Origin of the sequence: Amycolatopsis endophytica (assembly GCF_013410405.1) — a bacterium.
GTDB lineage: Bacteria > Actinomycetota > Actinomycetes > Mycobacteriales > Pseudonocardiaceae > Amycolatopsis_E > Amycolatopsis_E endophytica.
The window spans coordinates 306,976-319,715 of sequence record NZ_JACCFK010000002.1 but is presented as its reverse complement, the minus strand read 5'-3'; the positions used below and the strand labels follow the sequence as shown (position 1 = coordinate 319,715).

The 12,740-nt window shown below is 72.4% G+C and carries 12 protein-coding genes and 1 pseudogene; 8 read left to right on the top strand and 5 right to left on the bottom strand.

Annotated elements, in window-relative coordinates; all coding sequences use genetic code 11:
• Nucleotides 1-28: 28 nt before the first annotated feature.
• Together HNR02_RS27120 and HNR02_RS27115 are read left to right on the top strand one after the other, a co-directional pair.
• Nucleotides 29-1,426, top strand: coding sequence for an ATP-binding protein (locus HNR02_RS27120; RefSeq protein WP_179776401.1), 1,398 nt, complete (start codon nucleotides 29-31; stop codon nucleotides 1,424-1,426).
• A complete protein-coding gene (locus HNR02_RS27115; protein ID WP_179776400.1) occupies nucleotides 1,423-3,378 on the top strand; it encodes a VWA domain-containing protein in 1,956 nt (651 codons plus the stop codon). Before HNR02_RS27120 ends, HNR02_RS27115 begins: the two co-directional genes overlap by 4 nt.
• A 14-nt stretch (nucleotides 3,379-3,392) precedes the next feature.
• On the opposite strand, the gene HNR02_RS27110 is transcribed toward HNR02_RS27115, so the two are convergent.
• Nucleotides 3,393-3,746 (bottom strand): cupin domain-containing protein, encoded by a 354-nt coding sequence (locus HNR02_RS27110; protein ID WP_179776399.1) that lies wholly within the window; start codon nucleotides 3,744-3,746, stop codon nucleotides 3,393-3,395.
• Between the two features lie 70 nt (nucleotides 3,747-3,816).
• Between HNR02_RS27110 and HNR02_RS27105 the strand changes: the two genes are divergently transcribed.
• Entirely contained in the window at nucleotides 3,817-4,014 is a 198-nt protein-coding gene (locus tag HNR02_RS27105; RefSeq protein WP_218914747.1) for a hypothetical protein, read from the top strand.
• Here HNR02_RS27105 and HNR02_RS27100 read toward each other — a convergent pair.
• A complete protein-coding gene (locus tag HNR02_RS27100; protein WP_179776398.1) occupies nucleotides 3,998-5,320 on the bottom strand; it encodes a cytochrome P450 in 1,323 nt (440 codons plus the stop codon). The genes HNR02_RS27105 and HNR02_RS27100 overlap by 17 nt on opposite strands.
• A gap of 74 nt (nucleotides 5,321-5,394) precedes the next feature.
• Here HNR02_RS27100 and HNR02_RS27095 point away from each other — a divergent pair, with 74 nt between their 5' ends.
• From HNR02_RS27095 to mshC, 3 genes are all read left to right on the top strand, one after another.
• Entirely contained in the window at nucleotides 5,395-5,982 is a 588-nt protein-coding gene (locus tag HNR02_RS27095; RefSeq protein WP_179776397.1) for a TetR/AcrR family transcriptional regulator, read from the top strand.
• A gap of 62 nt (nucleotides 5,983-6,044) precedes the next feature.
• Nucleotides 6,045-6,764 (top strand): GH25 family lysozyme, encoded by a 720-nt coding sequence (locus HNR02_RS27090; protein ID WP_312861179.1) that lies wholly within the window; start codon nucleotides 6,045-6,047, stop codon nucleotides 6,762-6,764.
• Nucleotides 6,765-6,821: 57 nt separating this feature from the next.
• A complete protein-coding gene (gene mshC / locus HNR02_RS27085; RefSeq protein ID WP_179776396.1) occupies nucleotides 6,822-8,060 on the top strand; it encodes a cysteine--1-D-myo-inosityl 2-amino-2-deoxy-alpha-D-glucopyranoside ligase in 1,239 nt (412 codons plus the stop codon).
• A gap of 231 nt (nucleotides 8,061-8,291) precedes the next feature.
• On the opposite strand, the gene HNR02_RS27080 is transcribed toward mshC, so the two are convergent.
• Nucleotides 8,292-8,516, bottom strand: coding sequence for a hypothetical protein (locus tag HNR02_RS27080; RefSeq protein ID WP_179776395.1), 225 nt, complete (start codon nucleotides 8,514-8,516; stop codon nucleotides 8,292-8,294).
• 355 nt (nucleotides 8,517-8,871) lie between these two features.
• On the opposite strand from HNR02_RS27080, the gene HNR02_RS27075 reads away from it, so the two are divergent.
• On the top strand, nucleotides 8,872-9,696 hold the full coding sequence (locus tag HNR02_RS27075) for a metallophosphoesterase family protein (RefSeq protein WP_179776394.1): 825 nt from the start codon (nucleotides 8,872-8,874) through the stop codon (nucleotides 9,694-9,696).
• Here HNR02_RS27075 and HNR02_RS27070 read toward each other — a convergent pair.
• Nucleotides 9,679-10,803, bottom strand: a complete 1,125-nt coding sequence (locus HNR02_RS27070; protein WP_179776393.1) for an MFS transporter — start codon at nucleotides 10,801-10,803, stop codon at nucleotides 9,679-9,681. The two genes, HNR02_RS27075 and HNR02_RS27070, sit on opposite strands and share 18 nt — an antisense overlap.
• Entirely contained in the window at nucleotides 10,800-11,714 is a 915-nt protein-coding gene (locus tag HNR02_RS27065) for a PAC2 family protein (RefSeq protein WP_179776392.1), read from the bottom strand. Before HNR02_RS27065 ends, HNR02_RS27070 begins: the two co-directional genes overlap by 4 nt.
• A 125-nt stretch (nucleotides 11,715-11,839) precedes the next feature.
• On the opposite strand from HNR02_RS27065, the pseudogene HNR02_RS27060 reads away from it, so the two are divergent.
• Nucleotides 11,840-12,727 (top strand): annotated as a pseudogene (locus tag HNR02_RS27060) (vitamin B12 dependent-methionine synthase activation domain-containing protein); the annotation flags it as partial.
• Between the last annotated feature and the right edge of the window lie 13 nt (nucleotides 12,728-12,740).

The following is a 12,740-nucleotide window of genomic DNA, read 5'->3' as shown; positions in this document are numbered from 1 at the left end:
ACCGCCGGACGTCAGTAGCGTCGTCAGCGTGACACCCGTACCCGAGAACCTTCCCCGCACGGCCGGGGAGCTGCGTGCCGCCGGGTACACATCCCGCGGCATCAAGACCGAGATCCACGACAATCTGCTCACCGCGCTGCGCGAGGGCCGGGACCCGTGGCCGGGCATCGTCGGGTTCGACCGGACCGTGCTGCCCCAGTTCGAACGCGCCCTGCTGGCCGGCCACGACGTGGTGCTGCTCGGCGAGCGCGGTCAGGGCAAGACCCGCCTGCTGCGCACCCTGGCGGGGCTGCTCGACGAGTGGACCCCGGTGATCGAGGGCTCCGAGCTGGCCGAGCATCCGCTGGAGCCGATCACCCCGGCCTCCCGCCGCCGTGCCGCCGAGCTGGGCGACGACCTGCCGGTCACCTGGCTGCACCGCGACCAGCGCTACACCGAGAAGCTGGCCACCCCGGACACCTCCGTCGGTGACCTGATCGGCGACGTGGACCCGGTGAAGGTCGCCGAGGGCCGCAGCCTGGGCGATCCCGAGACCATCCACTTCGGACTGGTGCCGCGGGCGCACCGCGGCATCGTGGCGATCAACGAGCTGCCCGACCTCGCCGAGCGCATCCAGGTGGCGCTGCTCAACGTGATGGAGGAACGCGACATCCAGATCCGCGGGTACACCCTGCGGCTGCCGCTGGACGTGCTGCTCGTCGCCACCGCCAACCCGGAGGACTACACCAACCGCGGGCGCATCATCACCCCGCTCAAGGACCGCTTCGGCGCCGAGATCCGCACCCACTACCCGTTGACGGTGGAGGCCGAGGTCGATGTGGTGCGCCAGGAGGCGAACCTGGTCGCCGAGGTCGGCGAGCCCCTGCTGGAGGTGCTGGCCCGATTCGTGCGCAATCTGCGCGAGTCGGCGGTGGTCGACCAGCGTTCCGGCGTGTCCGCCCGGTTCGCGGTGGCGGCGGCCGAGACGGTGGCCGCGGCGGCGCTGCGCCGGGCCGCGCTGACCGGCGAGCACCCCGCGGTGGCCCGTCCGGTCGATCTGGAGGCCGTGCCCGCCGTGCTGCGCGGCAAGATCGAGTTCGAGCCGGGTGAGGAGGGCCGCGAGACCGAGCACCTCGTGCACCTGCTGCGCCGCGCGGTCGCCGAGACCGCCCGCGAGCGCTTCGGTGGCCTGAACCTGCGGCCGCTGGTCGAGGCGGTGTCGGGCGGGCACCTCGTCGCGACCGGTGAGCGGGTTCCGGGCGCCGACCTGCTGGCCGCGCTGCCCGAACTGCCGGTGCTGCACGAGGTCGCGCAGCGTGCCGGGGCGTCCGCGCAGGACGAGCCGGGACGCATCGCGGCGGCCGTCGAGCTGGCACTGGAATCGCTCTACCTGGCGCGCCAGCTGGCGAAGGACTCCGACGACGCGACCACGGTGTACGGGCCATGACCACCTCCGACGGCTGGTCCTACGGCCCGTGGCATGAGGGACCGGACCCGCTCGCGCCGCCGATCGACCTGCGTGAGGCGCTCGACGAGATCGGCCGTGACGTCATGGACGGCGGGTCTCCGCGGTCGGCGATGGAGGAGCTGCTGCGCCGCGGTACCCGAACCACGCGTGGGCTGGACGACCTGACGCGCCGGGTGTGGCAGCGCCGCGCCGAGATCCAGCGGCGGCACCGCCTCGACGGCACCCTGCAGGAGGTGCGGCGCCTGCTCGACCAGGCGCTGGAGGCCGAGAAGCGCGCGCTGTTCCCGGACCCCTCCGACGACGCCCGCTTCGCCGAGGCGCAGCTCGACGCCCTGCCGGCGGGCACGGCCGCCGCGGTGCGCGAGCTGTCCGAGTACCCGTGGCGGTCCGAGGAGGGACGGGACAAGTACGAGCAGATCCGGGACCTGCTGGGCCGCGAGATGCTCGACGCGCGCTTCGAGGGCATGAAGGAGGCGTTGCAGAGCACGAGCCCGGAGGACGTCGAGCGCGTCCACCAGATGCTGGCCGACCTCAACGCGCTGCTCGACGCCCACGCCCGCGGCGTGGACGACATCGGCGAACGGTTCGACGAGTTCATGCGCCGCCACGGCGAGTTCTTCCCGGAGAACCCGCGTGACGTCGACGAGCTGATCGACGCGCTGGCGGCGCGGGCCGCGGCGGCGCAGCGGATGATGAACTCGATGTCGGCCGAGCAGCGCGCGGAACTGGCCGGGCTGGCGCAGCAGGCGTTCGGCGACCCGCGCATCGGGCAGCAGCTGGCGGGCCTGGACGCACGGCTGCAGGCGATGCGGCCAGGGGAGGACTGGACCTCCTCGGGCCGGTTCCGCGGCCAGGACCCGCTCGGGCTCGGCGAGGGCGCGCAGGCGATGCAGGACCTGGCCGAGCTGGACGCCCTGGCCGAACAGCTCGCCCAGTCCTACCCGGGTGCCCGCCTGGAGGACATCGACCTCGAAGCGCTGGAACGCCAGATCGGCCCGGACGCGGGTGTCGACGCGCGGCGACTGTCCGAACTGGAGCGTGAGCTGCGGTCGCAGGGCCTGTTCGAACGCGCGCCGGACGGCACGCTGCGGCTGACCCCGAAGGCGTTGCGGCGCCTGGGGGAGACCGCGTTGTCGGACATCGTGCACTCGCTGCGCGGCAAGACCGGCGAGCGGCAGACCGAATCGGCGGGCGCGGCGGGCGAGCCGACCGGGGCGAGCAGGCACTGGCAGTTCGGCGACCGGGAACCGTGGGAGGTTTCCCGCACGGTGCGCAACGCGGTGCTGCGCACGGCTTCCACGGGTGGCGGCGCGGTGCGGCTGGACGTGTCCGACGTGGAGGTCGTGGAGACCGAGCTGCGGTCGCGGGCCGCGGTCGCGTTGTGCGTGGACACGTCGTGGTCGATGGTGTCGGAGGGGCGGTGGCTGCCGATGAAGCGCACCGCGCTGGCGCTGCACCAGCTGATCAGCACGCGGTTCCGCAACGACGCGCTGCAGCTCATCACCTTCGGCCGGTACGCCACCTCGGTCGAACTGCCCGAGCTGGTGGGGCTGGAGGGCGTGTGGGAGCAGGGCACCAACGCCCACCACGCGCTGCTGCTGGCGGGACGGCACCTGCGGCGGCATCCGAACGCGCAGCCGGTGGTGCTGATGGTCACCGACGGCGAGCCGACCGCCCACCTGGAACCGGACGGCACGGCGGAGTTCGACTACCCGCCCCAGCCCCGCACGCTGGTCAAGACACTGTCCGAAGTGGACCGGCTGGCGAAGATGGGCGCGTCGGTGTCGGTGTTCCGCCTCGGTGACGACCCGCGGCTGGCCGAGTTCGTGGACCTGATCGCCCGCCGCTCCGGCGGGCGGGTCGTGGCACCGGAGGTGGACGGCCTCGGCGCCGCCGTGATCAGCGACTACCTCCGCACCCGCCGCCGTTAACCCTGGGCGAGGGGTCAGCGGCGGCCGATGGTCATGCCCGGCCTGCGGCGGTGCACCGTGAGGTAGGTCAGGCCGTCCGGGCCGGCCTCCACCGAGCGGGCCCGCCCGTGCGCGAGCCACACGAGCGTGCCCGGGCCCGCCTCGACGGCGCCGTCCCCGGTGGTGAGGGTGCCGGCGCCGGTCACGACCACCAGCAGCACGTCGAGGTCGGGCTCGGCGTGCGTGCCGATCGTCTCGCCGGGACGCAACTGCACGAGGTTCGCGTCGAGCTGGCGGCCGTCTTCCCGCAGCCGCCACAGGATGCCCGAGCCGCCCGCGGCGGCCAGCTCGCGGAGGTCGGCCGGAACGGTTTCGCCGGGTGTGCCCACTCGTAGCCCTCTTCGTCTGCCTCGGTCAGGTTCGCCTCGTCAGCATACGGAGCGGCTGCGGAGGTGGCGCGTGACCGAACTCGCCGCCGGGCTCACCTGCCTGTGGCTGGGCATGGTGCTCGGGATCTCGTTCCTGGAGGCACCGTTGAAGTTCCGCGCGCCCGGCGTGACCGTGCCGACCGGCCCGGGCATCGGCCGGATCGTCTTCCGCGCCCTCAACCGGGCCGAGGTCGTGCTGGCCGTGCTCGCGCTCACCGCCGGGGCGTGACCGCGATCCGGGCGCCCCGGCCCGGGACCATGGTGATGTGCCGCGGCTTGGCGTACTCGCCGCGCTCGCGGTCCGGCCTCAGTGCGAACCGGCTCAGCACGGCTTTGAGCACGATCGTGGCCTCCAGCAGGGAGAACCCGGCGCCCAGGCAGCGCCGCACACCGCCGCCGAACGGGAACCAGGTGCCGCCGGCCGGGCCGCCGTCGAGGAACCGTTCGGGGCGGAACGCGGCCGGATCCTCGTGGTGCCGCTCGTCGCCCTGCACGAGGGCGATCGAGGGCATCACGGTGTGCCCCTTCGGGATGCGGTAGCCGCCGATCTCGATGTCCTTCGTCAGCCGCCGCGCGACCTCCGAGATGACCGGGTGCTGCCGCATCGACTCCTTGGCCACCGCCTCCAGGTACTTCTCGTCCCCGGCGTCGGCGGCCTCGATCGCGCGCCGCTGCCGGACCGGGTCACGCGCCAGTTCGTGGAACGACCAGGCCAGTGCGGTCGCCGTGGTCTCGTGACCGGCCAGCAGCAGCGTGACCAGCTGGTCGCGCAGCTCCGCGTCGGAGAGGCGGTCGTCCTCGGGCGGAACCGTCAGCAACCGGGACAGGACATCGCCGCGGCCCTGGAGGTCGTCGGCCCCGCGCCGGTCGGCGATCTCGGCGTAGAGCAGCTCGTCGACCCGGTCCTGGGCCACGCTGTAGCGCCGCCACGGGCCGACCTTGCGCAGCTTCGCGTTGTGCCAGCCGAACAGTTCGAGCACACCGATGTCGACGATGCGGGTCAGCAGTGCGCGCAGCTCGTCCAGGCGCGCGCCCTCGGCCACGCCGAACACCACGCGCAGGATGATCTCCAGCGTGAGTGCCTGCATGCGCTGGTGCGAGGAGAACACCCGGCCCGGCGGCCAGCTCGCCACCTCGGCCTCGGCCAGTTCGGTGATCATGTCACGGTAGCCGCGCAGCGCGGCGCCGTGGAACGCGGGCATCAGCAGCTTGCGGGCCCGCAGGTGCACGTCCTCGTCGGTGAGCAGCACCGAATGCGGGCCCATCAGCGGCTTGAGGATGATGTTGCCCTCACCGGCGTGGAAGACGTCGGCGGGACCGCTGAAAACCTCCCGGATGTGGTCGAGGTTCGCCAGCTGCACCACGTGTCGTTCGGGGTAGAGGTCCAGCCGGATCACGTCGCCGTAGTGGCGGCGCAGCAGGGGCATCAGGACGTGCCGGAAGTTGCCGAACAGCACCGTCTGCACGCCCGCGGGCAGCTTCGGGCCCGGGGGGAGCGGTGCCGTGGACTGCTGCGGCGGGGCATCGATGCTCATCGCGACCTCCTCGACGTGACCGGCACCTCTTTTATACGGGCGTGTAAGACCGGTGTCCAGCTAGGGTTCGGGGCGTGGGTCATCGGGAATCGCTGCTGGCGGCGGCGCGGCGGCTGCTGGAGGAGAAGGGGTACGCGCACATCACCGCGCGCGACCTGGTCGCCGCATCGGACACCAACCTGCACTCGATCGGGTACCACTTCGGGTCCAAGGCCGGGCTGCTCAACGCGGCGATCGGCGAGGTGTTCGAGGAGTGGACCGACAAGCTCGCGGCGATCGCGATGTCCGAGCCCGCGGTGACGCCCATCGAACGCGGCCGCCGTGCCTGGGCCGCGATGCTGGACAGCCTGCCGGCCAGCCGGGCCCTGCTGCTGTCCTACGTGGAGGCGCTGGCGCAGGCCGAGCGGACCGAGTCGCTGCGTGAGCAGTTCGCCGCGCACTACCGCCGGTGCCGGGAAAAGGTGGCCGAACTGGTCGCGCGGTCGCTGGACGACGGCACCGAGCCCGGCGACCCGCGCTGCCAGGCCGTGGCCGGCTTCGTGATCTCGGTCTGCGACGGGCTGGCCGTGCAGTGGCTGCTCGATCCCGACGGCGCACCCACCTCGGACCAGCTGACGGCCGGGCTGGAAGCGATGTGGGCGGCCTCGTTCCCGCGCCCCTGACCGCGTCACCCGATCCGGTCACCCACCGGGCGGGTGACGAGAAGTGGATCTACGGTCCGGGCGTGGCAAGGAAACTGATCTTCCGGATGGCGACGCTCCTGACCGCGCTCGCCGCCGCGGCCGGGCTCGCTCCGGCGGCGGCGTCCGCCCAGTCCGCGGCGCAGGTCGCCGGGTTCGACATCAGCGCCTCGCAGGGGGTGCCCGACTTCGGGGCGGCCAGGGCGGCGGGCGCGGGGTTCGTGTTCGTGAAGGACACCGCCGGCGTCGGATACGTCAACCCGAACTACCTCGCCCAGTTCCGCGGCGCCAAGGCCGCCGGCCTGTACCGCTCGGCCTACCACTACGCGCGCCCGGACAAGTCCACCGGTGCCGAGCAGGCCGCCTACCTGCACACGCACGACGGCAAGTGGTTCGCCGACGGTATGACGCTGCCGCCCGCGCTGGACCTGGAGGACACGCCGAACGTGCCACCCTGCTACGCCATGCCCCCGGCCGACCTGGTCGCCTGGATCGCCGATTTCAGCGCCGAGCTCACACGGCGCACCGGGCACACCCCGATCATCTACACGACGAACCTGTGGTGGCGGACCTGCACTCAGAACAGCACCGCCTTCGCCGCCGACCACGTGCTCTGGATGGCCCGCTACAACACGGCGATGGGGGAGGTGCCCGGCGGCTGGACGGCGAAGTTCTGGCAGTCCGCGATCACCGGCCCGCTGCCCGGCAACCAGGACACGTTCTTCGGCACGCTCGACGACCTGCGGGCTTTGACTGCTTCGTGAGGTGAACCGTTCCCACCGGGCGGGACGGTTCACGTGGGCGGTCTCTAGGGTTGGGGTATGAAGACTTGGTCCTCGGTGCCGCTGCCGTACGTGCCGGGCACGCCCCGTGCTTTGCGGTTGTTCGACACCTCCACCGGGCAGGTGCGGCCGACCGCGCCGGGCAAGACGGCGCGCATGTATGTCTGCGGCATCACGCCCTACGACGCCACGCACCTCGGGCACGCGGCGACCTACCTCGCGTTCGACCTGGTCAACCGGGTGTGGCGGGACAGTGGTCACACGGTGCACTACGTGCAGAACGTGACCGACGTGGACGATCCGCTGCTGGAGCGCGCGCAGCGGGACCAGGACGACTGGGTCGTGCTCGGCCTGCGGGAGACCGCCCTGTTCCGCGAGGACATGGAGGCGCTGCGGGTGCTGCCGCCGAAGCAGTTCGTCGGCGCCGTGGAGAGTGTGCCGGAGATCGTCGAGGTCATCGCGAAGCTGCTGGCGTCCGGGGCGGCCTACCGGGCGGACGACCCGGAGTATCCGGACGTCTACTTCGACCGGAACGCGACCGGCCGGTTCGGGTACGAGTCGAACTACGACGCGGAGACGATGGCGAAGTTCTTCGCCGAGCGCGGGGGAGACCCGGACCGGCCGGGCAAGCGGGACCCGCTGGACGCGCTGCTGTGGCGGTGCGCGCGGCCGGGTGAGCCGTCGTGGGAGTCGGAGCTGGGCACGGGCCGTCCGGGCTGGCACATCGAGTGCAGCGCGATCGCCGTCAACCGGCTCGGCATGGGCTTCGACGTGCAGGGCGGCGGGTCCGACCTGATCTTCCCGCACCACGAGTACAGCGCCGCGCACGCCGAGGCGCTCTCCGCTGATCACCCGTTCGCCCGGCACTACGTGCACGCCGGGATGATCGGCCTGGACGGCGAGAAGATGTCGAAGTCGCGGGGGAACCTGGTGTTCGTGTCGCGGCTGCGCGCCGACGGGGTCGACTCGAACGCGATCCGGCTCGCCCTGTTCGACGGCCACTACCGTAGCGACCGCTCGTGGACTCAGGACCTGCTCACCACCGCCCGGGCGCGGCTGGCCCGGTGGCGGGAAGCGGTGGCGCTGCCGTCCGGCCCGGAGGCCGACGACACGATCGCCCGGCTGCGCGAGCACCTCGCCGACGATCTCGACACCGTCAACGCGATGCGGGCGGTCGACGCGTGGGCCGACGAGGCGTTGCGGCAGGGCGGCCGGGATTCCGGCGCTCCCGGTCTCGTGCGTGTCGCCGTCGACGCGCTGCTCGGCGTGGAACTGTAGAGCGTATAACGACCTATACGGCGCGGCTCTGGAGTCCAGAGCCGCGCCGTTGTCGTTGACGGACCTTGCCGCGACTGCACCCACGCGTTCCCGCGAAACGCGCCCTTGGCACGAGCATCGGACGCGGCAGGACTGTCCGGTTCCGGCGGGGGACGCGTATGTAATCCCTGGTCCTGTGACCAGGGCATTCCGTCGCCGGGCGCCGACTCGTCGCTGATCAGGCCGGGACACTCAGTAGCGCCACTCCCAGCCGCCCCCGCTCGGGTTTACCAGCACCAGCGAACCGTTGGCCCGGTCGACGACGATCTCGATGGTGCCAACGTACTTTTGATTCACCCCGAACCTCGTGGCCAGGGCCTTCTTGTAGTCCGTGCAATTCCCTGTGTGCGACTGCCGCGTGACTCCGTCGTCGCCGATCTCAGTGAACGAGTACGGGTTCAGCAGGCTGGCGAGCATCGGCGCGACTTCGGAGTCATTGCCGGTCGCGACACGGATGTCGAGCAGCAGCGTGTGTCCCGACTGGGGCTTCCACCCGTACCGGGAGCACTGGGGATCACGGTTGACCCTGTCGATCGTGAACGTGCTGTCCCCCGCGGGCGTCGCCCCGACGAGCCCCGCCTCCTGGCCGAGTACTTTCGGAATGTACCCGCGCTCGTTCGTCGCCGGAGCCTTGGGGGCCGGCTGATCTATCGCGCCGGCCGCGTCCGGTGTTGCCCCGCGTTGATCGCTGTTCGCGAACCGTTGTGGACGGCTCGGTGTACACCGCGAGCCCGGTGCGGGCCAGAGTGGGTCAGCGTGGCACGGTAGACCCGTGCCGCACCTCCACGCCACCAGCGACCTCCACGTCACGCACACCGGCAACGCGCCGCTGATCGACGAGATCCGGCCCGGCTCGCCGGAGGACTGGCTGCTCGTGGCGGGCGACGTCGCCGAGAGGACCGACGCGGTGATCGCCACGCTGACCACGCTCAAGGAACGCTTCGCCGAAGTCGTGTGGGTGCCCGGCAACCACGAGCTGTGGACGGTCCCGCGCGACGGGAACGAGCTGCGTGGCGAGGCCCGCTACCGGCACCTCGTCGAGCGCTGCCGCGAGATCGGCGTGCACACCCCCGAGGACGAGTACCTGGTCTGGCCACACGCGGACCGCCCGCTCACGATCGCTCCGCTGTTCCTGCTCTACGACTACAGCTGGCGCACGCCCCAGGCCGAGGACGTGTCGCTGGAGGAGGCGCTCGACCAGGCCCGCGAGGCCGGCGTCGTGTGCACCGACGAGTTCTACCTGCACCCGGAGCCGTTCCCCAGCCGCCAGGACTGGTGCGCCCACCGCCTCAAGACCACCGAGCAGCGCCTGGACGCCATCCCCGCCGACCACGGCACCGTGCTGATGTCGCACTGGCCGCTGCACCGCCACCCCACCGACCCGCTGCACTGGCCCGAGTTCGCGCTGTGGTGCGGCACGACCCGCACCGAGGACTGGCACCTGCGCTACCGCGCCGAGGTCGCCGTGTTCGGGCACCTGCACATCCCGCGCACCACCTGGGCCGACGGCGTCCGGTTCGAGGAGGTCTCGCTCGGCTACCCGCGCGAATGGCGCAAGCGCAAGCGCGGCCCGGTCCCGCTACGCCGGATCCTGTGACCGCGGCCGCAGCGCCACCAGCGGCACCGTCAGCGCCAGTACCCCGGCCGCGACGAGGAAGCTCAGCGCCGGGCCGGAGTGGTAGAGGCCGGTGAACACCGCGGGCGAGGCGGACATCCCGAGGAAGCGCAGCGCGGTCACCACGGAGATCGCGCCGCCCCCGTTTCCCCGGCCGCCGAGCACGGTCGCGTTGATCCCGACCAGCACCAGCTGCCCGCAGACCCCGGCCGCCGCCCACGCGATCGCCACCACGGCCAGCGACGGGAACAGCCCGATCGCGGCGATGGCCGCCGCACCGGCCAGCAACCCGGCGGCCACCGCCACCCGCGGCCCGAACCGGTCCGAGGCCGCGCCCACCAGTCGCGCGGCGAGGAACCCGGCGATCCCGTAGGCGGTCAGCACCAGGCCCCGCACCCCGGAGGTGAGGGCGAACAGGTCGTCGACGCGGAAGGCGACCAGGAACGGCAGCCCGGCCAGGCACGCCCAGGCCAGGAACACCACCGCCCCGGCCCACAGCACGACCGGGTGCCACGCGTCCCGCAGCCTCGGCTCCGGTCCCGGCGTGGGGACATCCGGCGGCAGCGGGCTCGCCGCGAGCACCAGCGCGACCACCGCGATACCGGCGAAAGCCCACCGCCAGTCGCTTTCCGCGGCCAGCCCGCCGATCAGCGGCGCCGAGGTCTGCCCGAGCGCCTGCATCGCGCCGAGCGTGCCCAGCGCCCGGCCGAGCCGGGCCCGCGGAGTGATCGCCGCCAGCTTCGCCAGCAGCAGGGGAGTGGTGAAGGCGTTGGCCACACCCTGCAGCCCGCGGGTGACCTGGAACAGCCAGAACCAGGGCGCGAGCGCGGCCAGCGCGGCGGTCAGCACGTAGCCCGCGTAGGCGATCCGGATCGTGCGGACCTGGCCCCACCGCGCGCCGTAGGTGCCGGAGACGAGCATGACCAGCGCGAACGGCAGCAGGTAGGCGGTCAGCGACGACGCCGCGGTGCCGGTGGACACGCCGAAGCTCGCGGACAGCTCGGGCAGCATCGACGACACCACACCGGCCCCGAACGGGCCCAGCAGACCACCGACGTACAGCGCGGCCCTGGCGGGCCGCCCGCTCACTTGCCCGCCGGTCCCGGTCCCTCCGCGCCCGGCCGGCGACGGCGCAGGTAACGCTCGAACTCGGCGGCGATCTTCTCGCCGCTGGACTCCTCCAGCGAGTTCGCGATCTCCGCGTCGCCGCGCTCCTCCAGCGAGCGCACGTACTCGGCGATCTCCTCGTCCTCCTCGGCCATTTCGCTGACCGTCTGCTGCCACTCCTCGGCCTGCTCGGGCAGCGCGCCCAGCGGCACCTCCACGTCGAGCACGTCCTCGAGTTTGTGCAGCAGTGCCAGCGTCGCCTTCGGTGAGGGCGGATGGGACACATAGTGCGGCACCGCGGCCCAGATGGAGATCGCCGGAATGCCGACCTGCACGCAGGCGTCCTGCAGGATGCCGACGATCCCGGTCGGGCCCTGGTAGCGGCTGCGCTCCAGCCCGAACCGCGCGGCGGCCTCCGCGTCGTAAGCGGTGCCGGTGACCGGGACCGGGCGCGTGTGGGCGGTGTCGGCCAGCAGCGCACCGAGCGTGACCACCGTCGACACGCCCAGCTCCTCGATGTGGGCGAGCATCTCGTCGCAGAACGCCCGCCACCGCATGTTCGGCTCCGGGCCGGTCACCAGCACGAGGTCCTGGTCGTAGCCGGGCGGGTGACAGATCGCCAGCCGCGTGGTCGGCCATTCCACCCGCCGGGTGACCCCGTCGACCATCCGCACGGTGGGACGGCTGACCTGGAAGTCGTAGTAGTCGTCGGGCTCGAGCTCGGCCAGCGGCTTCGCGTCCCAGCTCAGCTGGAGGTGCTCCAGGGCGGTGCTCGCCGCGTCGCCCGCGTCATTCCAGCCTTCAAAAGCCAAGATCATGATCCGTTCCCTGGACGTGGTGCCCTCGGGGACGGGGTGCTCGGGCTGCGAAATCGCGTCGGCTGGATCACTCACCTGCCCAGCCTACGACTCCCCGGGCGGGCGCGAGACCGTAGCCTGGACTCATGACGGGTACGGCTCTCCAGGCGCGCGGTGCTTCGGCGGCCGGGCCGGGCCGGGTGCTCCAGGGCGGCGAACGGGAGCGGACGGGCAGAACCGGGCGCGGTGACCAGGCCGCGCGCACCACCGACGCCCGCACCATCCCGCAACCGCCGGAGGCCCGCATTCCCGCCCGTTCCGATGTCGCGACCGACGTGCCCGTGCCCGTGCCACCGTTCTGGGGCACCCGCGTGATCACCGGTGTGCCGGTCGCCGAGTACGTCACCCTGCTCGACGAGCGCGCCACCTACTTCGGTCAGTGGGGCCTGCGCGGAGCCCGCCGCGACCAGGTCGTGGAGACCGAGGGCCGTGCGCGCCTGCGGTACTGGCTGGACCGCCTGGCGGCCGGCGGGATCCTGCGGCACGCCGCGGTGGTCTACGGGTACTTGCCGGTCGTGGCGGAGGGCGACGACCTGGTCGTGCTCACCGGGGTGCACGCCGACGCGCCCGAGCGGGCCCGGTTCAGCTTCCCCCGCCAGGCGCGCGACCGGTTCCTGTGCCTGGCCGACTTTTACCGGCCGCGCGAGACCGGTGAGGTCGACGTGCTGCCGCTGACCCTGGTCACCCTGGGCACGCCCATCGCCGACTACGCCGACGACCTGTTCGCCGGGGACGCCTACCGCGACTACCTCGAGGTCCACGGCCTCGGCGTGCAGCTCACCGAGGCGCTGGCCGAGCACTGGCACCGGCGCGTCCGCCGGGAACTGCACTTCACCAGCGGGCACGCGGTCGCCGATGACCGTCGCGGGGCGCGGTTCCCGCTGGGCTACAGCGCCTGCCCGAACCTTGCGGACCGCGCGACCGTCGTGGAGCTGCTGGGGGCCGAGCGCATCGGTGTGAAGGTGACCGCGGACTGCGAGCTGACCCCGGAGCCCTCCGCCGACGCGCTGATCTGCCACCACCCCGAAGCCGCGCACTTCACCATCTGACCGAGGGAGAGTC